General features: G+C 66.8%; 27 protein-coding genes and 1 tRNA gene. 15 read left to right on the top strand and 13 right to left on the bottom strand.

Translation table 11 applies throughout. The features are described from left to right. Positions 1-93: 93 nt before the first annotated feature. From DI605_RS12230 to folK, 3 genes are all read right to left on the bottom strand, one after another. Positions 94-1,398, bottom strand: coding sequence for an Hsp70 family protein (locus DI605_RS12230; RefSeq protein ID WP_293973992.1), 1,305 nt, complete (start codon positions 1,396-1,398; stop codon positions 94-96). Positions 1,399-1,479: 81 nt separating this feature from the next. After that, a tRNA-Lys gene (locus DI605_RS12225) sits at positions 1,480-1,555 on the bottom strand. A 12-nt stretch (positions 1,556-1,567) separates the two neighbouring features. After that, complete coding sequence (gene folK / locus DI605_RS12220; protein ID WP_293974462.1) at positions 1,568-2,056, bottom strand: 2-amino-4-hydroxy-6-hydroxymethyldihydropteridine diphosphokinase; 489 nt, start codon at positions 2,054-2,056, stop codon at positions 1,568-1,570. A 145-nt stretch (positions 2,057-2,201) separates the two neighbouring features. On the opposite strand from folK, the gene DI605_RS12215 reads away from it, so the two are divergent. Continuing rightward, positions 2,202-2,858, top strand: coding sequence for a uracil-DNA glycosylase (locus DI605_RS12215; RefSeq protein WP_293973989.1), 657 nt, complete (start codon positions 2,202-2,204; stop codon positions 2,856-2,858). A gap of 24 nt (positions 2,859-2,882) precedes the next feature. Here the strand turns inward: DI605_RS12215 and DI605_RS12210 are convergent, their stop codons facing one another. The 5 genes from DI605_RS12210 to DI605_RS12190 form a co-directional block, all read right to left on the bottom strand. Further along, the gene (locus DI605_RS12210) at positions 2,883-3,197 is read right to left on the bottom strand and encodes a hypothetical protein (protein WP_293973986.1); all 315 of its coding nucleotides are present in this window, start codon (positions 3,195-3,197) and stop codon (positions 2,883-2,885) included. 57 nt (positions 3,198-3,254) lie between these two features. Then, entirely contained in the window at positions 3,255-4,598 is a 1,344-nt protein-coding gene (locus DI605_RS12205) for a chloride channel protein (protein WP_293973983.1), read from the bottom strand. 172 nt (positions 4,599-4,770) lie between these two features. Beyond that, positions 4,771-5,619 carry an N-carbamoylputrescine amidase gene (gene aguB, locus DI605_RS12200; RefSeq protein WP_293973981.1) on the bottom strand — a complete coding sequence of 283 codons (849 nt, stop codon included), beginning with the start codon at positions 5,617-5,619 and terminating at the stop codon, positions 4,771-4,773. 8 nt (positions 5,620-5,627) lie between these two features. Continuing rightward, the gene (locus tag DI605_RS12195) at positions 5,628-5,978 is read right to left on the bottom strand and encodes a DUF3147 family protein (RefSeq protein ID WP_293973978.1); all 351 of its coding nucleotides are present in this window, start codon (positions 5,976-5,978) and stop codon (positions 5,628-5,630) included. Beyond that, the gene (locus DI605_RS12190) at positions 5,975-6,967 is read right to left on the bottom strand and encodes an agmatine deiminase family protein (RefSeq protein ID WP_293973975.1); all 993 of its coding nucleotides are present in this window, start codon (positions 6,965-6,967) and stop codon (positions 5,975-5,977) included. The genes DI605_RS12195 and DI605_RS12190 overlap by 4 nt, the downstream gene beginning before the upstream one ends. A gap of 146 nt (positions 6,968-7,113) precedes the next feature. Here DI605_RS12190 and DI605_RS12185 point away from each other — a divergent pair, with 146 nt between their 5' ends. Beyond that, the gene (locus tag DI605_RS12185; protein WP_293973972.1) at positions 7,114-7,545 is read left to right on the top strand and encodes a hypothetical protein; all 432 of its coding nucleotides are present in this window, start codon (positions 7,114-7,116) and stop codon (positions 7,543-7,545) included. Between the two features lie 271 nt (positions 7,546-7,816). Here the strand turns inward: DI605_RS12185 and DI605_RS12180 are convergent, their stop codons facing one another. Next, a complete protein-coding gene (locus DI605_RS12180) occupies positions 7,817-9,115 on the bottom strand; it encodes an MFS transporter (RefSeq protein WP_293973969.1) in 1,299 nt (432 codons plus the stop codon). A gap of 89 nt (positions 9,116-9,204) precedes the next feature. On the opposite strand from DI605_RS12180, the gene DI605_RS12175 reads away from it, so the two are divergent. From DI605_RS12175 to DI605_RS12150, 6 genes are read left to right on the top strand one after another with little or no spacing between them, the layout of a single operon-like run. Continuing rightward, a complete protein-coding gene (locus DI605_RS12175; protein WP_293973966.1) occupies positions 9,205-9,738 on the top strand; it encodes a GNAT family N-acetyltransferase in 534 nt (177 codons plus the stop codon). A gap of 44 nt (positions 9,739-9,782) precedes the next feature. Further along, positions 9,783-10,331: a CDP-diacylglycerol--glycerol-3-phosphate 3-phosphatidyltransferase gene (gene pgsA, locus DI605_RS12170; RefSeq protein WP_293973963.1), complete on the top strand. Its 549-nt coding sequence runs from the start codon at positions 9,783-9,785 to the stop codon at positions 10,329-10,331. Positions 10,332-10,344: 13 nt separating this feature from the next. Then, on the top strand, positions 10,345-10,602 hold the full coding sequence (gene moaD, locus DI605_RS12165; RefSeq protein WP_293973960.1) for a molybdopterin converting factor subunit 1: 258 nt from the start codon (positions 10,345-10,347) through the stop codon (positions 10,600-10,602). Beyond that, entirely contained in the window at positions 10,599-11,051 is a 453-nt protein-coding gene (locus tag DI605_RS12160) for a molybdenum cofactor biosynthesis protein MoaE (protein WP_293973957.1), read from the top strand. Before moaD ends, DI605_RS12160 begins: the two co-directional genes overlap by 4 nt. A gap of 22 nt (positions 11,052-11,073) precedes the next feature. Beyond that, entirely contained in the window at positions 11,074-11,628 is a 555-nt protein-coding gene (locus DI605_RS12155) for a sigma-70 family RNA polymerase sigma factor (RefSeq protein ID WP_367120044.1), read from the top strand. After that, positions 11,621-12,352 (top strand): anti-sigma factor, encoded by a 732-nt coding sequence (locus DI605_RS12150; RefSeq protein ID WP_293973951.1) that lies wholly within the window; start codon positions 11,621-11,623, stop codon positions 12,350-12,352. Before DI605_RS12155 ends, DI605_RS12150 begins: the two co-directional genes overlap by 8 nt. A gap of 317 nt (positions 12,353-12,669) precedes the next feature. Here the strand turns inward: DI605_RS12150 and DI605_RS12145 are convergent, their stop codons facing one another. The 3 genes from DI605_RS12145 to DI605_RS12135 all read right to left on the bottom strand — a co-directional run bounded on the left by DI605_RS12145 (position 12,670) and on the right by DI605_RS12135 (position 16,771). Next, a complete protein-coding gene (locus tag DI605_RS12145) occupies positions 12,670-13,593 on the bottom strand; it encodes a hydrogen peroxide-inducible genes activator (RefSeq protein WP_293973949.1) in 924 nt (307 codons plus the stop codon). Beyond that, positions 13,594-15,363 (bottom strand): cation:proton antiporter, encoded by a 1,770-nt coding sequence (locus DI605_RS12140; protein WP_293973946.1) that lies wholly within the window; start codon positions 15,361-15,363, stop codon positions 13,594-13,596. Between the two features lie 187 nt (positions 15,364-15,550). Beyond that, positions 15,551-16,771, bottom strand: a complete 1,221-nt coding sequence (locus DI605_RS12135) for an NADP-dependent isocitrate dehydrogenase (protein WP_293973943.1) — start codon at positions 16,769-16,771, stop codon at positions 15,551-15,553. 117 nt (positions 16,772-16,888) lie between these two features. Here DI605_RS12135 and DI605_RS12130 point away from each other — a divergent pair, with 117 nt between their 5' ends. Together DI605_RS12130 and pssA are read left to right on the top strand one after the other, a co-directional pair. Then, positions 16,889-17,623 (top strand): phosphatidylserine decarboxylase, encoded by a 735-nt coding sequence (locus tag DI605_RS12130; protein ID WP_293973940.1) that lies wholly within the window; start codon positions 16,889-16,891, stop codon positions 17,621-17,623. Positions 17,624-17,665: 42 nt separating this feature from the next. Continuing rightward, on the top strand, positions 17,666-18,463 hold the full coding sequence (pssA, locus tag DI605_RS12125; protein WP_293974459.1) for a CDP-diacylglycerol--serine O-phosphatidyltransferase: 798 nt from the start codon (positions 17,666-17,668) through the stop codon (positions 18,461-18,463). Here the strand turns inward: pssA and DI605_RS12120 are convergent. Next, the gene (locus DI605_RS12120) at positions 18,399-18,629 is read right to left on the bottom strand and encodes a hypothetical protein (protein WP_293973937.1); all 231 of its coding nucleotides are present in this window, start codon (positions 18,627-18,629) and stop codon (positions 18,399-18,401) included. The genes pssA and DI605_RS12120 overlap by 65 nt on opposite strands. A 415-nt stretch (positions 18,630-19,044) precedes the next feature. On the opposite strand from DI605_RS12120, the gene rpsB reads away from it, so the two are divergent. From rpsB to DI605_RS12095, 5 genes are all read left to right on the top strand, one after another. Further along, the gene (gene rpsB, locus DI605_RS12115) at positions 19,045-19,797 is read left to right on the top strand and encodes a 30S ribosomal protein S2 (RefSeq protein WP_293973934.1); all 753 of its coding nucleotides are present in this window, start codon (positions 19,045-19,047) and stop codon (positions 19,795-19,797) included. 90 nt (positions 19,798-19,887) lie between these two features. Beyond that, positions 19,888-20,838: a translation elongation factor Ts gene (gene tsf / locus DI605_RS12110; RefSeq protein WP_293973931.1), complete on the top strand. Its 951-nt coding sequence runs from the start codon at positions 19,888-19,890 to the stop codon at positions 20,836-20,838. A gap of 207 nt (positions 20,839-21,045) precedes the next feature. Continuing rightward, the gene (gene pyrH, locus DI605_RS12105) at positions 21,046-21,771 is read left to right on the top strand and encodes a UMP kinase (RefSeq protein WP_293973928.1); all 726 of its coding nucleotides are present in this window, start codon (positions 21,046-21,048) and stop codon (positions 21,769-21,771) included. 3 nt (positions 21,772-21,774) lie between these two features. After that, complete coding sequence (gene frr, locus DI605_RS12100; RefSeq protein ID WP_293973925.1) at positions 21,775-22,332, top strand: ribosome recycling factor; 558 nt, start codon at positions 21,775-21,777, stop codon at positions 22,330-22,332. Then, on the top strand, positions 22,329-23,072 hold the full coding sequence (locus tag DI605_RS12095; RefSeq protein ID WP_293973923.1) for an isoprenyl transferase: 744 nt from the start codon (positions 22,329-22,331) through the stop codon (positions 23,070-23,072). Before frr ends, DI605_RS12095 begins: the two co-directional genes overlap by 4 nt. The last annotated feature ends 20 nt before the right edge of the window (positions 23,073-23,092 follow it).

Below are 23,092 nucleotides of genomic sequence, written 5' to 3'. Positions count from 1 at the left end.
TCAGGCGGCGCTGTTCCCCGCCCGGCGATGTGACAGGCACGACGAGCACGGCGCCGCCTCGATCTGCCCGGCTCGAACGACCGGGCGCGCGGATCAGGCCCGCGCGACGTTCGTCCAGGCGGCGAGGTCTTCCTGTTCGGCGATCATCGCCAGGCCGTGGGCGATCGAGGTGAATTCGCCGCCGCTGGCGATGCGCCCCTCGCCGAAGCGATCGACGAAGATCCGGCGGATGCGCGGCATGAGCGAGGAGCCGCCCGTCAGGAACACGCGATCGATCGCGTCCGGCGATGTGCGCGCGGCCGCGAGGGCGCGATCCACCGCCGCTTCGATCCGGGCGATATCGGGCGCGATCCACTGTTCGAACGTCTCGCGCCGCACATCCGCCTCGATCGCGAGGCCGGCGCCCGCGAAATGGAAATGCGCCTCTTCCGATGCGGAAAGATCGCGCTTCACCTGGCCCACGGCGCGATAGAGGGCGAAGCCCTGCTCCTCCTCGATCACGGCGATCATCCGGCCGATCGCCTCCGGATCGAGCGCGTTGCGCTGGAGCTTTTCCAGTTCGGCCAGCGTGCGCCGATTGCGCATCAGGGCGAGGCGCGACCAATCCCCCAGATCGGTGAAATAGCCGGCCGGTATTTCCAGCACCTTGTCGAACGATCGATAGGCGCCGCCCTTGCCGAGCAGCGGCGTGACCAGATGATCCATGATCCGGTAATCGAACTGATCGCCGGCAATGCCCACGCCCGCCTGGCCCAGCGGCACGCACCGGCGCGCGGCGCCCGGCGCCTCCACCCGAACGACCGAGAAATCGCTGGTGCCGCCGCCGAAATCCGCCACCAGAATCGTCGCCGGATCGGAAAGCTGCGCAGCATAGCTGAAGGCGGCACCCAGCGGCTCATAGACATAATGGATTTCCGCGCCGATCGCGCGGAACATCGCATCGTAGCGCCGCCGCGCGAGCGCCTCGTCCGGCCGATGGCCCGCATATTCGATCGGCCGGCCGACCACGATCCGACCAACGCCCGCTAAGGCACCGCCGGCGCGCGCGGCAAGCCTTTCGAGGAACAGGCGGCCGAGATCCTCGAAGGCCATGCGCTTCTGGAAGATGGTGGCATGTTCGAAGCTGGCGTTGGCGGCAACCGACTTGAACGACTGGAGAAAGCGGCAACCCTGCGGATATTCCGCATATTCGGCGATCGCCCAGGGTCCGGCCTCGGACGCGATCCCGCCGCGCACGGCATCATCCTCCCAGAAACAGAGCGCGGAGCGGAAGGTGGCGTCGGCACCGCCGGGCGCATCGAGCATCACCATGCGGGATTCGCCCCCGCTGGACATCGCGACGACCGAATTGGTCGTGCCGAAATCCAGCCCGAGGCTGCGGAGAGACGAGGTGGACATCGGCGCGGCCCTACACGCAGGAAAGGGACGACGGGAAGGCGCCTGCCCAATCGGGGAAGAAGGGAAAGTGGAGGGAGAGGATGGTGGGTCCGATGGGATTCGAACCCATGACCTCTCGATTAAAAGTCGCTTGCTCTACCGACTGAGCTACGGACCCAACGCGCCGCCCCTACGGGACGCGGGAGGGTCTGGTCAACCGGGCGTGGGCATGGGCCACGGTGCGTGCGGTGCCGGCCAGCCGCCAGCGGGGTGCCACGCGCACCAGGGGATCGAGCACGAAACGGCGCTCGGCCAGCGCCCGATGCGGAACGGTGAGGCGGGGATGATGCGAGCGCCAGCGCCCGCCCGACCAGAGCAGGATATCCAGATCCAGCACGCGCGCGCCCCAGCGCTTGCCACGGCGGCGCCCGAAGGCGCGCTCCACCTGCTTCAGCCGGGCGAGCAGGGCGGGGGGCGTGAGCGCCGTCTCGATCGTGGCGGCGGCATTGGCGAAACGGCGGCCGCGATCGCCCATGGCGGCGGTGGCGAACAGGGGCGAAAGCGCGATCAGCCGGATATCGCCGCCGAGCGACAGCGCGGCCGCCCGGACGATCGCCTCCGGCGTGCCGAAGCGGCCGTGGCGGCGGTTCGAGCCCAAGGCGATCGCGTAGAGATGCATCCGGGCCGGGTAGAGGCGAACCGGGCCGGGCTCCACATTTCTTTTCCCGCCTTGATGCTTCTATTTCTCATCGCGCGTCGCCGCTCCGGCGTCCTCGCAAGGCGCGGATGTGGCCGCGGCGGCCCGCCCGCGCTAGCGGGAGGGGATGGACGCGCTTTCTCCTTCCGATCCGCATTCGGCGCCGTCGCGCGATTGCCCGCTCTGCCCGCGTCTCGCGGCGTTCCGGGAGGAGCAGAGGGCGGCGCATCCGGATTGGCACAATGCGCCGGTCGCGGCCTTCGGCGATCCCGGGGCGTGGCTTGCGATCATCGGCCTCGCGCCCGGCATGAAGGGCGCGAACAGGACGGGACGGCCCTTCACCGGCGATCTTTCCGGAACGCTGCTCTATCGCACGCTGCTGAAGCTGGGGCTGGCGCGCGGCGATTATCTGGAACGCGCGGATGACGGGCTGACGCTGCACGGCGCGATGATCGTCAATGCCGTGCGCTGCCTGCCGCCGCAGAACAGGCCGACACCCGAGGAAATCCGCACCTGCCGCCCTTTTCTGGAGCGCGGGCTGGAGGATCTCCCCAATCTGCGCGTCGTGGTCGCTCTGGGGCAGATCGCGCACCAGTCGGCGGTGAAGGCGCTCGGCGGGCGGCTGCCCAAGGCGCCGTTCGGCCATGGCCATGCGCACCGGCTGCCATCCGGGCTGGTGATCCTCGATAGCTATCACTGTTCGCGCTACAACCAGAATACCGGCGTGCTGACGGCGGAGATGTTGGAGGCGGTGTTCGCGGAGGCGATGGCGCTGGGGGTCTGATCGCCGATGATGGTTATCGGTCCGCTAGCGGACGTTGATCGTGAACTTAAAAGTCTCGCCCTCGCGATCAACCAGTGCGTCTTTGCCGTGGTGCCGAACGTGAGACAGTGCCTTCTTACGGCATTCCTGATGCGTGTTGATCTGTTTTTCTACCCACTTCCGACGGTGAGGATTGGAGAGCGCAATCCGCTCCGCCTCGATGATGCTGACGCCGTGCTGAACGCGAAGTTCTTTGATCAACAGCAACCAGCGTCCGTAGCCATCCCGCGTCATGCGGCGCGCTGCTCGCCAGCTTTCGATCAGTTCGTCTTTCGACCAAGGGCCGAGGGTGGCTGCCATAGGGCAAGTCATACCTTCGCGTTCGTCCGCTTTCTACCCCAAGCCGCCAGCCTCCGGTCAGCCCTTTTCCGCCTTTCCCATGAAGGCGCGGGACAGGCCGTGATAGAGGCGCTCGCGCGAGACGAGACCGGCCACCCAATCCGCGATCAGGGCGGTGGCGAGGAGGGGGAGCAGAAGGCCGCGGCTGGCGGTGGCTTCCGAGATGATGACCACCGCCGTGAGCGGCGCGCGGACGACGCCCGTGAAATAGCCGGTCATGCCCAGCAGTGCGACCGCGCCGAGCCCCATGGCGGGAAAGGCCAGCCGCAGCAGATCCCCCAGCCCGGCGCCCACCGCCAGCGACGGCGCGAAGATGCCGCCCGGAAGCCCGGACACCGCCGTCGCCAGCGTCGCGCAGAATTTGGCGGGGCCGAACCACCAGGGGGCGCTGGCGCCGGTGATGATGAGGCGCGCGGGCTCATAGCTGGTGCCCCATGTCATGCCCGTCGCGCAGCCGACTAGCGCCACGACGAGGCCGGCACCGGCCGCAAGCGCCACCGGCCGCCGGCGCAGCGCGGCGAGGAGCGGCGCATCGGAGGTGGCGAAGGCCAGCATCAGCTTCGAGAAGAGGCCGCCTGCAAGCCCGCCGAGGATTCCGGCCACGGGCACCAGCGGCAGCGCCTGCCGCACGGTGAGCACGTCGATCATCGCGCCGAAATAGACATAGTCGCCGGCCAGCCCCAGGCTGACCATGCCGGAGATCAGCACCGCCGTCATGACGAGCATCGTCATCTTCTGCTCATAGGCGGAGGCGAGTTCCTCGATCGCGAAGGTGACGCCGGCGAGCGGCGTGTTGAAGGCGGCGGCCACGCCGGCGGCGCCCCCGGCCACCATCACCGATGCCGTCACCGGCACGCGAAACAGGCGGTGGGCATAGGCCATGATCGTCGCGGATATCTGCACGGTCGGGCCTTCGCGGCCGACGGACGCGCCGGCGAGCAGCGCGGAGAGCGTGAGCCCGAATTTGACGATCGCCGTGCGCGCGCTGGCGAGCGATCCCATCGCGGCCTCCGGATCCAGCCGCGCCGCCATGATCTGCGGGATGCCCGAGCCGCGCGCATCGGGCGCGATCCGGCGGGTGAGCCAGGCGAGCAGGGCGAAGGCGGCCGGCGTGACGATCAGCGGTGCCCACGGCCAGCGCCGGGCGAAGGCGAGGAACAGATCGCTCGCATGATCGGCGCCTGCCGCGAACAGCAGCGCCAACAGCCCGAGCGCAACCGCGCCGGACAGGATCGCCGCGCGCTTGCGCCAAACCGGGGAGGTGGGGCCGTGTCGACGCGCGACGATCGAGATACGATCGACGGCGCGGCGCCTGCGGGGCGCGGCTTCGGAAAGGTTTTTCCCGTGCGCGGGGTCGTTCATGTCGGATCGCCCTGCGTGGCTTGCGGGAAGGAGGCGGGCCCTTCCCATAGACCCTCTGAACGCCGGATTTCTACAGCAAGACGATGCGAAGCGCGGGATTCAATCCCGTGGACGGATCGGCGCGGGCCGCAAGAATGGATTGCCCGCGCCCGACCGGCTCGCGAAGAGCCGGTCAGCGATCCTCGGCGAGGCGCCCGTACAGATCGGGGCGGCGATCGCGGAAGAAGCCGAAGGCGGCGCGATGGCGCTTGGCCAGATCCACATCCAGCGTGGCGACGAGCACGCCCGTCTCCTCCGCGCCGAATTCGGCGAGCAGATCGCCACGCTGATCGCAGATGAAGCTGTGGCCATAGAAGGTCTGCCCTTCCTCGGTGCCGATCCGGTTCGCGGCTACCACGGGCACCACATTGGACACGGCATGGCCGATCATCGCGCGGCGCCACAGGCGGGACGTATCGAGGCCGGGATCATGCGGCTCATTGCCGATCGCCGTGGGATAGAGGAGCAGTTCCGCGCCCATCAGCATCATCGCGCGCGCCGTTTCGGGATACCATTGATCCCAGCAGATGCCGACGCCGATCGTCGTTCCCCCGGCCGGCCACACCTTGAAGCCGGTATTGCCGGGGCGGAAATAGAATTTCTCCTCATAGCCCGGCCCATCGGGAATGTGGCTTTTGCGATAGACGCCCTGCACATTCCCGTCCGGGCCGATCATCGCGAGGCTGTTATAGTGATGTGGCCCGTCCGCCTCGAAGAAGCTGGTCGGGATCGTCACGCCGAGCTCGGCGGCAAGCTTGCGCATCGCCTTCACCGCCTCGTGGCTTTCGGTGGGCTTCGCCGTCGCGAACAGGCTTTCATCCTCGACGCGGCAGAAATAGGGGCCTTCGAACAGCTCCGGCGGCAGGATCACCTGCGCGCCCCTGCCGGCCGCCTCGCGCACCAGATCGGAGACGCGGCGGATATTCTCGTGAATGTCGCTCGTGAAGGCGAGTTGCAGGGCGGCGACGGTGATTTCAGTCATGTCAGGGGTCAGAGCCTCACACCAAAGCGGGCGGCGATGCCGATGGTCAGCAGATAGAGCAGGAATGTGACGAGACAACCGGCCGCGACGATCGGCCAGAAGCCGATGCCGTGGCGCAGCCCCGCCGGGATCAGCAGGAACATGGGCAGCGAAGGCAGCACATACCAGAAGGTGGCCTCCACATGGGCGGCGAGCCGCTCCGTATCGTGCGTATCGCGCCACAGCCAGATCATCGCGAGCAGCGAGACGAGCGGAAGCGAGGCCACCAGCGCGCCGAAGGCGGGGCTGCGCCGCGCGATGAGCGCGACGATCGCCACGATCAGGCCCGAAATCAGCGCGCGGACGACCAGCGCCGTCATCCGCGCGGCATATCCCCGGCGGGAATCTGCTGGCTGATGCAGTGGAGGCTGCCACCGCCCGTGAGGATGTGATCCGCGCGCACGCCGACGCAGTCACGGCCGGGGAAGAGCGCGCCGATCGTGGCGAGGGCAAGATCGTCATTGGGGGCGCCGTAAAGCGGCACGACCACGGCGGCATTGCCGATATAGAAATTCATGTAGGAGGCCGGCACCATCTTCCCCTCGCGCTCGACGAGGCCGGGCGAGGGGATGGCGACCACTTCGACGCCGAACGCGCGGGCGCGGGCGGCGGCATCGCGATAGACCTCCGCATTGGGATCATCAGCGCCGGCCGGCGCGGGCAGGGCGAGGCGATTCGGCCCGACGAAGCGCGCGAGATTGTCGACATGGCCGTCCGTATGATCCTCGGCCAGGCCATGGCCCAGCCACAGCACCCGATCGAGGCCGAGATCGACCGCAAGGCGGCGTTCGATATCACCGCGCAGCAGGCCGGGATTGCGGTTGGGGTTGAGCAGGCACTGCTCGGTCGTGACGGCGAGGCCCGTGCCGTCGACATCGATCGCGCCGCCTTCCAGCACCCAATCGGCAGGGGCGCCTTCCAGGCCGAGGCTGGCCGCGAGCCGTGCGCCGATATCCTCATCGCCGGGCAGATGATATTTTCCGCCCCACCAGTTGAAGCGGAAGCTGGCGGCACGGGCATCCGATCCCTCGCGCAGGATCAGCGGGCCGGTATCGCGCAGCCAGATGTCTCCGAACGGCGCCTCGACCACCTCGACATCGCCCACGGCGCGCGCGGCCGCGGCCGAGGCATCGTCGGCGGCGACGAGGATCACGCGCTCGCCCTTGCCTCCGGCGCGCACGGCGAGGGCGAAGGCGGCAACTTCGGCGCGCGCGGGCTCCAGATCCTCTTCCCACAACTCCGCATGACTCGGCCAGCCGATCCAGACGGCATCGTGATCGGCCCATTCGGGGGGCTGGCGGAAGGTCATGTCGATATCCTGGGGCAAAGAATGGAAGGGCGGGAGATACGGACGAACCGTTGCGGGTCAAGGACAAGAGACGATGGGCGGCGGGTCGTTTCGGAACCGTCGGGTGACGCGGCGGTTACAACTGCGAACCGACAGGAGCATTCCCGATGGCCGATACCGACGGCACGCCCGAAACGACCGCCACCACGACCCCGCCGCGCCGCCGCACGCGCGCGACGACGAGCGCCTCTGCCGCGCCGAAGAAGCCCGCGGCCAAGCGCGCCGCGCCCAAGCGGGCGGCCAAGGCGGCGGCCTCCGCCACGGCGGATGCAGCGAAGAAGGCTGGTGGGCGTGCGAAACCCGCGACGAAGCGCGCCACCAGATCGAGCCGCGAAAAGGATGCGGCCAAGCCGGCGACGCGCACGCGCATCCTTGTGGGAGCGGCGGCCGCAGCGGCGGGCGTGGCTGCGGCAACCGCCGCCGTTGTGAACCGCGCCCGGATCTCCAAGGCGGCCGGAAATGTCGTGGATACCGTGACCAAGCGGATCGAGGCGTTCAAGGCCGAGGAGAAGCCGGTCAAGGAAACCGAGCAGGCCTGACGGGAACGCTCTGGCGGAGCGGTGCGATCGCTCCTAGTCTTCGTGCATGACGGCCCCAGGAAAGCCCGGTCTGACACTTTCGCCGGGCGAGATTCGCCTGTTTCTGGCGACCTGGGCCGCAGGGCTGATCTTCTTCCTCGTCATATTGGGATAGCGGCGGCGCCGGCTTTCCGGCGCTGTGGCGATCCGGCCTCGCAGGATCGGATGCCTCGGGATTTCCGCTGGCGCGATTTTGGTGCCGGCGGATCATACCGTTCGCTTCATGATCGCGCTAGGCGTCGTCCCCGCAGGACTTGTCGTGCGCGTCGCAGGCGCAGTGCAGGCGCCAGGCGAGATAGGCTGCGACCAGACAGAGCACCGCCACGCTCGTCAGCGCATCCTGGACGGGGATCCCCAACGCCGCGAAGCCGATCGCGATCACGGCGCCCAGCACCATCGCGCCGGAATTGACGATATTGTTCGCGGCCACCGTGCGCGCGGTATGATCGACCTCCACCGTCGTCGTCAGGAAGGCATAGAGCGGCACCACGAACATGCCGCCCGTCACCGAAATGCCGAACAGCGCGATGATCGCCAGCGGCGCGCCGGGATGGGCGACGAAATCCTTGAGATTATAGAGTTCGCCGGCGGGCGCCGGGCTCCAGTTGTGCGATGCGAAGCCCATCAGCAGCAGGGCGGCCGCCATCGCGAGAATGGAGGCGGGCGCGAAGCGCGCGGAGACGCGGCCGTTGAGCAGCCGGTTGATGAGCACAGATCCGATCGCGACGCCGATCGAGAATATGGCGAGGAACAGGCTGGCCACCTGCTTGTCGGCCGTGAACACGTTTTTCACAAGGGGTGGAAACTGGATGATGAGGATCGATCCGATCATCCAGAAGAAGCTGATCGCGCAGATGGCGAGGAACAGGCGTGGAATGTGCATCGTGCCCGAAACCAGCCGGATCGAGGCGCGGATGATGTGAAGATCAAGATGCGGGCGCTCGCCCGGCGGCGGCGCGGGAGGCACGCTGCGCGCCGTGGCCCAGCCCAGCAGCGCGATGACGATGACGAGGATGGCGGTGGCACGCGAATCGATCAGCCCGGCCAGGATGGTGCCTGCGAGAATCGCGCAATAGGTGCTCGCCTCCACCAGCCCGGTGCCGCCCAGCACCTCGTCCCCCTCCAGATGCTGGGGCAGGAGCGCATATTTGATCGGGCCGAAAAAGGTGGAATGGATGCCCATGGCGAGGATCGCCCCCAGCATCAGCGGCACATTGCCCAGCAGCAGGCCACCGCCGCCAACCAGCATGATCGCGATCTCCGCCAGCTTCACGAGGCGGATGATCCGGGCCTTGTCGTGCGCGTCGGCCAACTGGCCGGAAAGGGCGGAAAGCAGGAAGAAGGGGAGGATGAAGAGGCCGGTCGCCACCGCGTTGAAGGCGGCCTCCTTCTTGGGATCGGAAAAGATGCTGTAGGTGGCGAACAGCACCATCGCCTGTTTGAACAGGTTGTCGTTGAAGGCTCCGAGGAACTGCGTCGCGAAGAGAGGCAGGAATCGTCGTGTGCCGAGCAGGCGAAACGATGGTGTCATATGGGGGGGTGTCGCGCCTGGGCTGGTGTCGCTATTCCGCCTCCATAGCCGAACGATGGCGTTCGCGCCAAATCAGGAAATGTTACGGCATGAACGCAGTCACCCCCCAGCCCCCCCGGATCGAGACGGAGCGCCTGATCCTGCGCCTCCATCGCCCCGATGATCTGGCCGGGCGGCTCGCCATGACCGGCGACGAGGATGTGGTGCGCTTCATCGGCGGCCACACCCAGGATGCCGAGGAAAACTGGGCGCGCATCATGCGCTATAACGGCCATTGGGCACTGTTCGGCTACGGCATCTTCGCGATCGAGGACAAGGCGACCGGGGCCTTCATCGGCGAGGCGGGATTCGCGGATTTCCATCGCGGGCTGGGCGAGGATTTCGATCCCTTTCCCGAGGGCGCCTGGGTTTTTTCGGGCGAGGCGCAGGGCCATGGCTATGCGACGGAAGCGATGGAGGCGGTGATCGCCTGGCGGGAGCGGCGCTTCGGCCATCAGCGGATGGTGTGCCTGATCGCGCACGAAAATGCGGCGTCGCTGCGGGTGGCCGGAAAGCTGGGTTTCGTGCCCTTCGCCGAGCGGGGCTATCACGATGTGGAGCGCATCCTGCTCGCGCGGCCATGAGGGGGATGATTCGCTCCGGGAAACTGGGCTAGGATGGTGTTTCGATGCTGACCCTGCCGAATCTGCTGACGCTTTCCCGCATCTTCGCGATGCCGATTCTGTGCGCATTGCTGTGGCGGCCGGGGCCGGCGGACTATGCCTTCGCCTTCATTCTCTACCTGATCGTGGCCGTGACCGATTATTTCGACGGTTATCTGGCGCGCGCCCAGGGAACCGTCTCGAAGCTGGGCATCTTCCTCGATCCGATCGCGGACAAGATCATGGTGGGCACCGTGATCGTGATGCTCGTCTTCACGCGCGTGCTGGACGGGCTGCCGGTGATTGCCGGCCTCATCATCCTGCTGCGCGAGATCACCGTATCGGGCTTGCGCGAATTCCTGGCGGAGCTGCGCGTGTCCGTGCCGGTGAGCCAGCTTGCCAAATGGAAGACGACCTTCCAGCTGGTGGCGCTGGGCGCGCTGATCCTGGCGGGGGCGTTGCCCGAGACGCCGGCGATCGGCTGGATCGGCCTGTTCTGCCTGTGGATGGCGGCGGGCCTGACGCTCATCACCGGCTGGGATTATCTCCGCGTCGGCCTGAAGCACATGGATTGAGCGCCGGACCGGAATGGCGATCGACATTCTCTATTTCGCATGGGTGCGCGAGCGGATCGGCCTTGACGGGGAGAGCGTGACGCCGCCCGGCGACGTGGCCGATGTGGCGGCCCTGATCGACTGGCTCGCCACGCGCAGCCCCGCGCATGCCGAGGCGCTGGCCGATCGCTCCCGTCTGCGCGCGGCGGTGGACCAGAGCTTCGCAACGCCGAATACGCCGATCGCGGGCGCGCGCGAGGTGGCGCTGTTCCCGCCGGTCACGGGGGGATGATCTCCGTCCGCGTCCAGCCGGAGCCGTTCGACCCCGGCGCCGAACTGGTGGCACTGGAAACGCTGGGCGGCGGCGCGGTGGCGAGCTTCACGGGGATCGTGCGCGGGGAGGAGGGGCCGGGCGGCGGCCTCGTCGAGCTGCTGCTGGAGCATCATCCCGGCATGACGGCGAAGGCGATGGAGGCGATCGCCGCCGATGCGGCGCGGCGCTGGCCGCTGCTGGGCATCGTGCTGGTCCATCGCATCGGCGCGATGACGCCCGGAGAGCGGATCGTGTTCGTCGGAACGGCATCCCGGCATCGCGCGGCGGCGCTTGAGGCTTGTGCTTTCCTCATCGATTGGCTCAAAACCGGCGCGCCGTTCTGGAAGCGCGCGCGTTTCGCGGACGGCACGAGCCAATGGGTGGAAGCCCGGGCGGAGGACGATGCGGCGGCCTCCCGCTGGGTCTAGTATTTTGTAGGTGGGGTACAGGATGGGGGAAACCGCGACATTTGCGGGGTGGCAGCTAGAAGATTTGCTGGCTTCGGTGGCCGATCAGGATCGTGCCGCCTTCGCAGAGCTTTACCGGCGGACCGCGCCGAAACTTTACGGCATCATGCTGCGTATCTTGGGCGAACCAGCCAAGACGGACGAAGCGGTGCAGGACGCATATGTGAGAATATGGCGGAGCGCGGGCGGCTATGACGCCGCGCGCGGGCGGCCAATCACGTGGCTGGCCACGATCGCGCGCAACATCGCGATCGATCGCCGCCGCGCCGAAATCTCGCGCGGTGCGGCCCAGACCGTGGATTTCGACCTCGATATGATCGCGCATCGCGACGGCGATGGCGCGACGAGCGAGGAGCTGGCGGCGCTGCGCGTCTGCCTGGAGCGGCTGGATCCCGAACAGCGCCAGATGGTGATCGCCGCGTATCTGGGCGGTGACAGCCGCGAGGAACTGGCCGAGCGGACCGGACGGCCCGTGGGCACGATCAAATCCTGGCTGCATCGCAGCCTGGCGCAATTGAGGACCTGCCTCGGTGGCTGACGAAATCCCCTTCGAGGAAGCCGGCGAATTCGTTCTCGGCACGCTCCGCCCGGAGGAGAGGCTCGATTTCCTGCGCCGCCTGGCGCGCGAGCCCGGCGCTGTCGATGCCGTGCTGGCGTGGCAGGAGCGGCTGGCGCCGATCGCGCTGGCGATCGATCCGGTCGATCCGCCGGCCGGGCTGGAGCAGCGGGTGATGGAGGCGATCGGCATCGCGCCCGTCCGCGCCGCCGCCTCCAATGACAATCAGGCCGGCCGCTGGCGCATCGCGACGGCCGCCGCCTCGCTGGTGGCGCTGGTGGCCGCCGGCCTTGCGCTGCGGCCGCACGCCACGATGATGCCGGTGCCCAGCATAAGGCCCACCGCCGCCGTACAGCCCATCGCGCTGCGCACGACCGCCGTGGCCGCGCTCAGCGCCGAAGGGCAGACGCCCGGCCTGTTCGTCACCTATGACAAGGTGAGCGGAAAGATGCGGATCGTGCCCGTCGGGCTCACCCCGGACGAGGCCCACAGCTACGAATTGTGGCTGATCGAAGGGAAGAATGCGCCCAAGCCGATGGGCCTCGTCGATGCGCGAGAGCCTGCCGAGCGCAGCGTGGGCACCGGCATGGCGGTGGGCGCCACCTTCGCCATCTCGCGTGAGCCGGTCGGCGGATCGACCACTGGCGCGCCCACCGGCCCCGTGCTCTTCTCTGGCCCGCTCGTGGCGATTTCTCCGGAAACCTGACCCGGCCTGAGGGGCGGATCCTTTTCAGCTGGAAGGAAGTGGAGCGGCCACAGCCGCCCGCGCGTCTTCGCGTGCGCAACAGTCCTGTCTTTGGCCATCTCCCGAAAACCAAAAGGGCAGTGGCGCCTGCTGTGATGCGCCACTGCCCTCTGGTGCCAACGGGGCCAAAGCAAAGCCGAGCGACACACTTCGTAAGCCACGCAACTGTTACTGTCCCGGGGGCGGCGCGGGGGGAGCCGCCGAAACTCTGGCCGGGTTACGCTCCCGACCGGGACATGGACAGTTACGGGTGCGGAACCCGCCGGGTTGCAAAAGGCTTAATTTTTTTCTCCGCTCTCGGCAGACGCCTTGCGCAGGGCCTGGGCGAGCAGCCGGAATTCCTTCTCGCGCGGGCTGCCTGAACGCCAGACGAGCGCGATGCGGCGCGAGGGATGGCTGGCGTCGAGTGGTCGGGCGACGACCTTGGTATGATCGAGGATGCCCGCATCCAGCGCCATCTTGGGCAGCATCGTCACGCCCAGCCCGTTATCCACCATCTGCACCAGCGTGTGGAGCGACGTGCCCATCATGCCGGCCTCCGCGCGCAATTCGGGCCGGTTGCACGCGGCCAGCGCATGATCCTTCAGGCAGTGGCCGTCTTCCAGCAGCAGCAGCCGATAGGGTTCGATCGCATCCGGGGAGACGATGGCGCTCATCTGCGCGCCCTGATCCGCCGGGAAGGCGACGTAGAGGCGATCCTCGAACAGATCCTCATGCTCGATATCGCCACAGGCATAAGGCAGAGCGAGGATCACGCAATCGACATGGCCACGATGGAGCGATTCGCAGGCTGCGCCCGATGTCTCCTCGCGCAGGAAAAGCTTGAGTTCGGGCCATTCGGCGCGAAGCTTGCCCAGCACGCGGGGCAGCAGGAACGGCGCGATCGTGGGGATCACGCCCATGCGCAGATCGCCCGAAAGCGGCTGGTGCGCGGCCTTGGCCATCGCCGCCAGTTCTTCTGCCTCGCGCAGCACGCGCTGCCCTTTCTCGGCGATGCTCAGGCCCAGCGGCGTGAAGCGGACGACGCGGCGCGTGCGCTCCACCAGCATCACGCCGAGGAGGGATTCCAGCTCGCGCAGGCCCGCCGAAAGCGTGGATTGGGTAACGAAGCAGGCGTCGGCGGCGCGGCCGAAATGGCCATGATCGCGCAACGCGATCAGATATTGCAGCTGCTTGAGCGTCGGCAGATAGGCGGCGGCCATTCAAACCTCTTCGGGCGCGCGGGGGCGGCGCAGCAGCGGCTCGCGCTGCAATTCCGCCATATCCATGATCTTGGCGCGCAATTGTGATCTCTTCTCGTGGATCGAGGCGATGACGGGGCCGACAGCGAGGCCGAGGTCGACGAGCACCGCTTCCGACAATTGCAGCGAGGATTCGATCGTCTCGGGCACGGCATCGCTCGCCCCCGCGCGATAGAGGGCGGCGGCATGATTGGGATCGCGCGCGCGCGCCACGATCGTCAGGTCGGGGTGGCGCCGGCGCAGCGTCTTGGTCAGCCGCACGCTCTGCACGGGATCGTCCATCGTGAGGATCACGGCGCTGGCGCGATCGAAATGCAGCCGATCGATCATGCCCGGCCGCCCGATATCCCCGAAAGCGACATTGTAGCCGCGCTGGCGCGCATTGCGGACGGTATCCGGATCGGCATCGAGGCCGAGATAGGGCAGATCATGCTCCCCGATCATCTGCGCGACCAGCCGGCCGACGCGCCCGAAGCCGATGATGAGTGCGCGATCGCCCTCCGGCTCGATATCGTTCATCGGATCGGCTTCCTCCACCGACAGGCGGCGCGAAAGCATCCGGCCAACGGCCGCGAGGAGCGGGGTGATGGTGAGGCCGATCGCGGTGACGATCTGCCAGAAGGCGGCGGTGGCCGGGCTGATGAGCGCGGCCGCGCTCGCCGTGGAAAGCACGATCAGCGTTGTCTCGCCGGGCGCGGCCATCATCAGCCCGATCTCCAGCGCCACACCGCGCGGCGTACGCCCGAGCTTCAGCAGCAGCCCGGTGACGACGGCCTTCACCACCACGACGATCGTCACCGCGAGCAGCAAAGGCAGCCACTGATTGGCGACCGCGTTGAAATCCAGGCTCATGCCGACCGTGATGAGGAAAGCGCCGAGTGCGAGGCCCTTGAACGGCTCCGTGATATGCTCGACCTCGCCGTGATAATCGGTTTCGGCGATCAGGATGCCGGCCAGCAGCGCGCCGACGATGGGTGAGAGGCCGACCGCGCTCGTCATCACGCTGGCGAGGATCACGACGAGCAGGCTGGCGGCCAGGAACAGTTCCGGGCTTTTGGTGCGCGCGGCCTGCGCGAACAGGCGGGGCAAAGTGAGTCGGCCGAGCAGCAGCAGCACGGCGATGACGATGCCGCCGAGCAGCAGGGTGCGCCCGATTTCGGCGGCGGCCCCTTCGCCCCCGCGCGGCGCCATCGCGCCCAGCGCGAAGATGATCGGGACGAGCGCAAGATCCTCGAACAGGAGCATGCCGAAGGCGCGCTGGCCGACGGGGCCGCTGGTGCCCGCGATCGGGAGGACGAGTGCCGTGGAGGAGAGGGCGAGCGCGAAGCCGAGGCCCAGCGCGCCGCCGCGCGACGTGCCGCTGAGGAAGAAGAGGGCCGCCAGCAGGCTGCCGCAGGCGATGAGCTCGGCCGCTCCCAGCCCGAACACCCGCCTTCGCATCTGCCACAATCGGGCGAAGGACAGCTCCAGCCCGATCGAGAAGAGAAGAAGGATGATCCCCAGCTCCGCTATCGGCTCGATCGAGTGGGGATCGCTGATCGTGACATGATAAAGCCACGGCGCCTGCGGCACGAACCGCCCCAGCCCCGATGGGCCGACGAGCATGCCGACGAGGATGAAGCCGATCACCGGGCTGATCCGGAGGCGCGCAAAAGCCGGGATCACCACACCGGCCGCGCCCAGAATCACGAGGCCATCACTGAAACCAACGGATTCGATCGGGAGCGCCATGATGCCCTTGTTGCGCGCCACGGGCGGGAAGGCCAGTCCGCGATGACGAGGGAAATGGTAGGAAACGTTCCGGGCGATGATTGGCGGGCATGGCACCCGCATATGAAAGCGGCGCCAGCCCCTTCGGGCCGGCGCCGCTTCGATGGATCCTTCCGAGCGATGCGGAGATCGCCCGCCGGGATATGGCTTACTGCCAGTTGCCCATCGCGGTTTCCAGATTGACGCGGATCGCCTCGAAGAACTGCTCCGTCGTCATCCAGGCCTGATCCGGGCCGACGAGCAGCGCGAGATCCTTGGTCATCTGGCCGCTCTCGACCGTCTCGATGCAGACGCGCTCGAGCGTTTCGGCGAAGCGCGTCACATCCGGCGTGCCGTCGAACTTGCCGCGGAACTTGAGGCCGCCGGTCCAGGCGAAGATCGAGGCGATCGGGTTGGTCGAGGTCGACTTGCCCTGCTGGTGCATGCGGTAATGGCGGGTCACCGTGCCGTGCGCGGCTTCCGCCTCGATCGTCTTGCCATCCGGCGTCATCAGCACGGAGGTCATCAGGCCGAGCGACCCGAAGCCCTGCGCCACCTGATCCGACTGCACGTCGCCATCGTAATTCTTGCAGGCCCAGACGAACTTGCCGCTCCACTTCAGCGCGGAGGCGACCATGTCGTCGATCAGGCGATGCTCGTAAACGATGCCGGCTTCCTTGAACTTGTCCTTGAATTCCTTCTCGAACACGTCCGCGAACAGATCCTTGAAGCGGCCGTCATAGGCCTTGAGGATCGTGTTCTTGGTGGAAAGATAGAGCGGCCACTTGCGATCCAGCGCATAATTCATGCTGGCACGGGCGAAATCGGCGATCGAATCGTCGAGATTGTACATGCCCATCGTGACGCCCGAGGACGGGAAATCGAACACGTCCTTCTCGATCACCTTCCCGTCATTGCCGGTGAAGACCATCTTCAGCTTGCCGGGGCCGGGGACGAGGAAGTCGGTGGCGCGATACTGATCGCCATAGGCATGGCGGCCGACGACGATGGGATCGGTCCAGCCCGGGATCAGGCGGGGAACGTTCTTGATGACGATCGGCTCGCGGAAGATCGTGCCGCCCAGGATGTTGCGGATCGTGCCGTTCGGCGACTTCCACATGCTCTTGAGGTTGAATTCCTCGACGCGCGCCTCGTCCGGCGTGATCGTGGCGCACTTCACGCCGACGCCATACTCACGGATCGCATTGGCGCTATCGATCGTGATCTGGTCGTTGGTCTCGTCGCGCTTCTCGACGGAGAGGTCGTAATATTTAAGATCGATGTCGAGATAGGGGAGGATCAGGCGCTCACGGATCCATTCCCAGATGATCCGCGTCATTTCGTCGCCGTCGATCTCGACGACGGGTGTCTTTACCTTGATCTTCGCCATGTTGCGCGCATTCCCGCTGCTGGAGGGAGGATGCGAGGCGCTCTAGGGCGGGGCGGCGGACGTTTCAACCGTGCAGCGGCGATTGTCACCGCCGGCCGCTCGCCGTAGAAACCCGCGATGTCTTCCCTCGAAAACCGACCCGACACGACCCCCAGCGCGCAATGGCGCTGGCCGTCCGTCCATCCCGAAGGCCGCAAGTTCGCGCTGATCGCGGCGGCCATCACCCTGCTCATCTTCTGGTTCATCTCGGATGATCTGGGCTGGATCGGCGTGGGCATCACCTTGTGGGTGCTCGCCTTCTTCCGCGATCCCATCCGCGCCGTGCCGCAGGGCAGGGGGCTGATCGTCTCGCCTGCGGACGGCCTGGTCACGCTGATCGAGAAGGTGGCACCCCCGCGCGAACTGGTGGGCGAGGATGCGCTTTCGGGCGAGCCGATGGTGCGCGTCTCCATCTTCATGAGCGTGTTCGACGTGCACATCAATCGCGCGCCGATCGGCGGGACGGTTTCTCGCGTGGTCTATATTTCGGGCAAGTTCCTGAATGCGAGCCTCGACAAGGCGAGCGAGGAGAATGAGCGCCAGCATCTGCTGATCGAAGGTGCCGATGGCACGCGCATCGGCTTCACCCAGATTGCCGGCCTCGTCGCGCGGCGCATCGTGCCCTTCGTGAAGCCGGGTGACACGCTGGCCGTGGGCCAGCGCTTCGGCCTGATCCGTTTCGGCAGCCGCGTGGACGTCTATCTGCCGGCGGGCACCGCGCCCAAGGTGGCGCTCGGCCAGCGCGCGATCGCAGGCGAGACGATCCTCGCCCGGATCGGCGACGGCGAGAGCGTGACGGGCATTGCGCAATAGGATTCGCGCCGTGAGGAACCAACGATGAAAAGGCCGCTGCCGATGCGCCGCGCGCGGCTGATGCGGCGCGGCTTGCCGCTGCGCGCCATTCCGCCCAACGCCACCACCGCGCTGGCGCTCTGCTTCGGCCTGACCGGCGTGCGCTTCGCGATTTCGGGCGAGTGGGAAAAAGCGGTCGCGGTGATCATCGTGGCCGGTGTGCTCGATGGGCTGGACGGGCGCATCGCCCGGCTGCTGAAGGGCGAGAGCCGCTTCGGCGCCGAACTCGATTCGCTGTCGGACGTGATCGCCTTCGGCGTCTCGCCGGCGATCATCCTCTATCTCTGGTCGCTCAGCTATGTGCCCAAATATGGCTGGGTGATCGCGCTGATGCATGCGGTGTGCTGCGCGCTGCGTCTTGCCCGCTTCAACGCGCAGATCGATTCGGAGGCCCAGCCGCGACGCGAGGCGGGTTTCCTGACCGGTATTCCCGCGCCGGCCGGCGCCGCGATGGCGCTGCTGCCGCTGATGCTGTGGCTCACCACCGGGGACATGCTGTTCCAGCGCACCTATCTGGTGGCGCCCTGGACGATCCTGGTGGCCCTGCTGATGATCTCGCAATTGCCGACCTACAGCATGGGATCCTTCCGTCTGCGCCAGGAATGGCGCGTGCCCGCCCTGCTGCTGATCGGCCTGCTCGGCACCTCGATCGTGACGGCGCCGTGGGGGACGCTCAGCGCGCTGATTGCGGTCTATGCCCTCGCGATTCCGTTCGCCACGCGCAGCTATCGCCTCGTCAAAGCGCGACGCGCACGCGGGCCGGCGGCGCCATCCGCATCGACGGACCCCGTCGAACCCTGATTTCGCGGAAGCGCGACGGCAAGGGCGCCAGCGGAGCGGGGGCTGCCGGAACAAGGCCGAGCGCCGCCCGGATCGCCTCGCGCTCCGCGCTCAGCATATGCAGGATCACGCCCAGCGCCATCGCGCCTGCGAGCAGCGAGATCAGCGTGGCAACTGCTTGCAGCATCATCATTACTCCCGTCCGTGCCCTGCTCCTCACGAACGCGGTGTGAACCGTGTCGGAGCGTTCGGGTTCCAATGTTCATTAAATGTTCCCCTCTGTCAAGCTATGTTCTTTCTGTGTTCCGCCGTCGTGGATCGGCGAAGGCTGGAAGGCCGGGCGCTTTGCCCACCGGCGAAGCTCCGGTGCCCGCCGGAGCAACGGGCGGGCCGATCTTCGATGGCATGGCGGGATGGCCTGGCCCGGTACGCTACGACGGCTTGGGATGCGGAGCGGCGAACGTCTTGCGATCCGGCCGCAATGACTGTAAGGGGCCGCTCATTCCACATGCGCGGCGTTCATACCGGTGCCGTTTCGCGTGCCTTTCAGGTGCGTGAAGGTTCCAGCCGCGCAGAGGTCCAACCGGGTAAGGAGAAATACCATGGCGGTTCCTACCGTCTCCATGCAGGCGCTGCTCGACGCGGGCGCGCATTTCGGTCACCAGACGCACCGCTGGAATCCGAAGATGAAGCCGTACATTTTCGGCGATCGCAACGGCATCCACATCATTGATCTCTCGCAGACCGTGCCGCTGATGGCGCGCGCTCTCGAGTTCGTCTCGTCGACGGTCGCGGCCGGCGGCAAGGTGCTGTTCGTCGGCACCAAGCGCCAGGCGCAGGAGCCGATCGCGGACGCCGCGCGCGCTTCGGGCCAGCATTTCGTCAACCATCGCTGGCTGGGCGGCATGCTCACCAACTGGAAGACCATTTCGGGCTCGATCAAGCGCTTCAAGGCGCTGGAAGAGCAGCTTTCGGGCGACACGCACGGCCTGACCAAGAAGGAAGTGCTGCAGCTCACCCGCGAGCGCGACAAGCTGGAGCTCTCGCTGGGCGGCATCAAGGACATGGGCGGCATCCCCGACATCATGTTCGTGATCGACGCGAACAAGGAAGAGCTGGCGATCAAGGAAGCCAACACGCTGGGCATCCCGGTCGTGGCGATCCTCGATTCGAACGTGTCGCCGGACGGCATCGCCTTCCCGGTGCCCGCGAATGACGATGCGAGCCGCGCCATCCGCCTTTATTGCGATGCGATCGCCGAGGCGGCGACGCGCGGCAACGTGAACAGCCGTCGCAGCAGCGGCGAGGATCTCGGCGCGTCCGAGGCTCCGCCGGTCGAGGAAGCGCTGGCGTAACATATCTGACGCGCGGGCGAGGCTAGACCTCGCCCGCCATATTAACGGGCTCTCCTGCGGGGGAGCCCTTGCCTTTGAAAGGATGGAGCTATGGCGGAGATCACCGCTGCTGCCGTGAAGGAGCTGCGCGAGCGCTCGGGCGCCGGCATGATGGATTGCAAGAAGGCGCTCACCGAGACCAATGGCGACATGGATGCCGCCGTGGACTGGCTGCGCACCAAGGGCCTGGCCACCGCCGCCAAGAAGTCCAGCCGCACGGCGGCCGAGGGCCTCGTCGGCGTGTATGTCGAGGGCAAGACGGGCGCGGCTGTCGAGGTGAATTCGGAGACGGATTTCGTCGCCAAGAACGAGCAGTTCCAGGATTTCGTCCGCACCGTTTCCAAGCTGGCGCTCTCGACGGGCAATAGCATCGAGGCGCTGGCTGCGGCCGCCTATCCGGGCGGCGGCACGGTGCAGGAGAAGCTGATCTCGAACGTCGCCACGATCGGCGAGAATCAGCAGCTGCGCCGCGCCAAGGTGGTTTCGGTGAACGAGGGCGCGGTCGTGTCCTATGTCCACAACGCCGCCGCCCCCGGCATCGGCAAGATCGGCGTGCTCGTGGCACTCGAAGGTTCGGCCCCGGTCGAGAAGATCGAGGCGCTCGGCAAGCAGCTGGCGATGCATATCGCCGCCGCTTTCCCGCAGGCGCTGCATGAAGAGGGCCTCGATGCGGCCCTCGTGGAGCGCGAGCGCGCTATCGCGATGGAAAAGGCCGCCGAAAGCGGCAAGCCCGCCAACATCATCGAGAAGATGGTCGAGGGTGCGGTTGCCAAGTTCCGCAAGGAAAATGCGCTGATCAGCCAGATCTTCGTCATGGACAACAAGACGCAGATCAAGGACGTGATCGCGGCCGCCGCGAAGGAAGCCGGTGGCTCCATCGCGCTGACCGACTATGTGCGCTTCCAGCTGGGTGAAGGCATCCAGAAGGAAGAGAGCGATTTCGCCGCCGAAGTCGCCGCCGCTTCCGGCGTGCCGCAGAAGGAAGCCGCGCCGGCCAACTGACCGGTTGCCGCTTCGGCCTGAGATCTGGCCCCGTTCCTCGCGAGAGGGGCGGGGCCTTTTCTTTGTGGCGATATCGTCGTTCCGGCCCGGCGGCACGATCGATCGTTGGCCGTCTTGTCACGGTTCGGCATTTCGAAGCCTTGGCACCGCGCCGACGCCCATCTAAGAGTGGCCGTCCCCTCCATCAGTATCGGACCTATGCCAGGCATGTCGCAGCCGCCCTTCAAACGCATCCTCCTGAAGCTTTCGGGCGAAGTGCTGATGGGGGAGGGGCAACTGGCGATCGATCCGGCCACCACGGCGCGGGTCGCAGGCGAGATCGCGGCCGCGCGCGAGGCGGGATTCGAATTGTGCATCGTCGTCGGCGGCGGCAACATCTTCCGCGGGCTTTCGGCCGCAGCGAAGGGAATCGAGCGCGCGACTGCCGATTATATGGGCATGCTGGCGACGGTGATGAATGCGCTCGCCGTGCAGAATGCGCTGGAACAGATCGGCGTCGATACCCGTGTCCAGTCCGCCATTCCGATGCAGACGGTGTGCGAACCCTTCATCCGCCGTCGTGCCGAGCGCCACCTGGAAAAGGGGCGCGTTGTGATCTTCGCGGCCGGCGTCGGCAGCCCCTTCTTCACCACCGATACGGGCGCTGCCCTGCGGGCGGCCGAAATGAAGTGCGATGCCCTGTTCAAGGGTACGTCTGTGGACGGCGTCTACGATGCCGATCCCAAGAAGGTGGCAACAGCGAAGCGTTATGAAACAGTCACTTTCGATCGGGTGCTTTCAGATAATCTGAAGGTGATGGATGCCAGCGCCGTGGCGCTGTGCCGTGACAACAACATCCCGATCGTGGTCTTCAACATCCGCGAGCAGGGCAATCTTGCGACCGTGCTCGCCGGCAAAGGCACGGCAACGACCGTGCGGAACGAAGGAAACTAGAAGATGCCCGCCTATAACAAGGCCGATCTGGAGCGCCGCATGGCCGGCGCCGTCGAAGCGCTGAAGCACGATCTCCAGGGCCTGCGCACCGGCCGCGCCTCCACCTCGCTGCTCGATACGATCACGGTGGAGGTGTATGGCAGCCACATGCCGCTGAACCAGGTCGCGACTGTCACCACGCCGGAATCGCGGATGCTGGCGGTGCAGGTGTGGGACAAGTCCAATGTCGGCGTGGTCGACAAGGCGATCCGTTCCGCGAATCTCGGGCTCAACCCGATCGTGGATGGCCAGAATCTGCGCATCCCCATCCCGGATCTGACCGAGGAACGCCGCAAGGAACTCGCCAAGCTGGCCGGATCCTTCGCGGAAAAGGCCAAGATCGCGATCCGCAACGTACGCCGCGACGGCATGGATTCGCTGAAGGCCGACGAGAAGAAGGGCGAGATCAGCGAGGACGAGCGCAAGCGCCTCGAAACCGAGGTGCAGAAGCTGACCGACGCGACCGTGGCCGACGCGGATACCGCGACGAACGCCAAGGAAAAGGAAATCCTGGGCAAGTGAGCCCCGGCTCAGCCAGTCCCGCCGCCATCCCCGGAGGGGGCGTTGCCTGCGTGCGCCATGTCGCCATCATCATGGATGGCAATGGACGCTGGGCGAAACGCCGCCACCTGCCGCGCGTGGCCGGGCATCGTCAGGGCATGGAGGCGGTTCGCCGGACGATCCGCGCCGCGGGCGAAATTGGCCTGGAGGCGCTGACGCTCTATGCCTTTTCCTCGGAAAACTGGCGTCGGCCGGTGGACGAGATCAACGATCTGATGGGTTTGCTCCGCCTCTATCTGAAGCGCGAGATTGACGAACTGGATCGCAATGGCGTGCGGCTCCGCCTGATCGGCGATTATCACAAGTTCGCGCCCGATCTGGTGGAACAGCTGGAGGCGGCCGTCGCGCGGACCGCCAACAATCAGGGGCTCACGGCCGTTCTGGCCCTGAATTACGGCGGTCAGGACGAAATCGTGCGCGTTGCCCGGCGCATGGCGGAGGCGGCGAAGGCCGGGACGCTGGATCCGGCGGCGATCGATATCGATCTGATCGACGATCATCTCGACACGGCCGGCCTGCCGCCGCTGGATCTGATGATCCGCACCTCGGGCGAAGTGCGGCTCTCCAATTTTCTGCTGTGGCAGGCGGCCTATGCCGAACTGCTGTTTACCGACACGCTGTGGCCCGATTTCGATCGGGCGGCGCTGGAGGATGCGCTGGCGGCCTTCGGCGCGCGCGAGCGCCGCTTCGGCGGCCGCTGACGGATCATGGCGGGGACCGG

It is taken from the genome of Sphingomonas sp. (assembly GCF_003248515.1).
GTDB lineage: Bacteria > Pseudomonadota > Alphaproteobacteria > Sphingomonadales > Sphingomonadaceae > Sphingomonas_I.
Note: the sequence above shows the minus strand (reverse complement) of the source record. Positions and strands in the feature narration are given on the sequence as shown.

What these genes read in the sequence shown, in the direction of transcription:
- DI605_RS12230 (WP_293973992.1), bottom strand. Translation starts at nt 1,398, where the DNA reads ATGTCCACCTCGTCTCTCCGCAGCCTCGGGCTGGATTTCGGCACGACC.
- folK (WP_293974462.1), bottom strand. Translation starts at nt 2,056, where the DNA reads ATGCATCTCTACGCGATCGCCTTGGGCTCGAACCGCCGCCACGGCCGC.
- DI605_RS12215 (WP_293973989.1), top strand. Translation starts at nt 2,202, where the DNA reads ATGGACGCGCTTTCTCCTTCCGATCCGCATTCGGCGCCGTCGCGCGAT.
- DI605_RS12210 (WP_293973986.1), bottom strand. Translation starts at nt 3,197, where the DNA reads ATGGCAGCCACCCTCGGCCCTTGGTCGAAAGACGAACTGATCGAAAGC.
- DI605_RS12205 (WP_293973983.1), bottom strand. Translation starts at nt 4,598, where the DNA reads ATGAACGACCCCGCGCACGGGAAAAACCTTTCCGAAGCCGCGCCCCGC.
- aguB (WP_293973981.1), bottom strand. Translation starts at nt 5,619, where the DNA reads ATGACTGAAATCACCGTCGCCGCCCTGCAACTCGCCTTCACGAGCGAC.
- DI605_RS12195 (WP_293973978.1), bottom strand. Translation starts at nt 5,978, where the DNA reads ATGACGGCGCTGGTCGTCCGCGCGCTGATTTCGGGCCTGATCGTGGCG.
- DI605_RS12190 (WP_293973975.1), bottom strand. Translation starts at nt 6,967, where the DNA reads ATGACCTTCCGCCAGCCCCCCGAATGGGCCGATCACGATGCCGTCTGG.
- DI605_RS12185 (WP_293973972.1), top strand. Translation starts at nt 7,114, where the DNA reads ATGGCCGATACCGACGGCACGCCCGAAACGACCGCCACCACGACCCCG.
- DI605_RS12180 (WP_293973969.1), bottom strand. Translation starts at nt 9,115, where the DNA reads ATGACACCATCGTTTCGCCTGCTCGGCACACGACGATTCCTGCCTCTC.
- DI605_RS12175 (WP_293973966.1), top strand. Translation starts at nt 9,205, where the DNA reads ATGAACGCAGTCACCCCCCAGCCCCCCCGGATCGAGACGGAGCGCCTG.
- pgsA (WP_293973963.1), top strand. Translation starts at nt 9,783, where the DNA reads ATGCTGACCCTGCCGAATCTGCTGACGCTTTCCCGCATCTTCGCGATG.
- moaD (WP_293973960.1), top strand. Translation starts at nt 10,345, where the DNA reads ATGGCGATCGACATTCTCTATTTCGCATGGGTGCGCGAGCGGATCGGC.
- DI605_RS12160 (WP_293973957.1), top strand. Translation starts at nt 10,599, where the DNA reads ATGATCTCCGTCCGCGTCCAGCCGGAGCCGTTCGACCCCGGCGCCGAA.
- DI605_RS12155 (WP_367120044.1), top strand. Translation starts at nt 11,074, where the DNA reads ATGGGGGAAACCGCGACATTTGCGGGGTGGCAGCTAGAAGATTTGCTG.
- DI605_RS12145 (WP_293973949.1), bottom strand. Translation starts at nt 13,593, where the DNA reads ATGGCCGCCGCCTATCTGCCGACGCTCAAGCAGCTGCAATATCTGATC.
- DI605_RS12140 (WP_293973946.1), bottom strand. Translation starts at nt 15,363, where the DNA reads ATGGCGCTCCCGATCGAATCCGTTGGTTTCAGTGATGGCCTCGTGATT.
- DI605_RS12135 (WP_293973943.1), bottom strand. Translation starts at nt 16,771, where the DNA reads ATGGCGAAGATCAAGGTAAAGACACCCGTCGTCGAGATCGACGGCGAC.
- DI605_RS12130 (WP_293973940.1), top strand. Translation starts at nt 16,889, where the DNA reads ATGTCTTCCCTCGAAAACCGACCCGACACGACCCCCAGCGCGCAATGG.
- pssA (WP_293974459.1), top strand. Translation starts at nt 17,666, where the DNA reads ATGCGCCGCGCGCGGCTGATGCGGCGCGGCTTGCCGCTGCGCGCCATT.
- DI605_RS12120 (WP_293973937.1), bottom strand. Translation starts at nt 18,629, where the DNA reads ATGCTGCAAGCAGTTGCCACGCTGATCTCGCTGCTCGCAGGCGCGATG.
- rpsB (WP_293973934.1), top strand. Translation starts at nt 19,045, where the DNA reads ATGGCGGTTCCTACCGTCTCCATGCAGGCGCTGCTCGACGCGGGCGCG.
- tsf (WP_293973931.1), top strand. Translation starts at nt 19,888, where the DNA reads ATGGCGGAGATCACCGCTGCTGCCGTGAAGGAGCTGCGCGAGCGCTCG.
- pyrH (WP_293973928.1), top strand. Translation starts at nt 21,046, where the DNA reads ATGTCGCAGCCGCCCTTCAAACGCATCCTCCTGAAGCTTTCGGGCGAA.
- frr (WP_293973925.1), top strand. Translation starts at nt 21,775, where the DNA reads ATGCCCGCCTATAACAAGGCCGATCTGGAGCGCCGCATGGCCGGCGCC.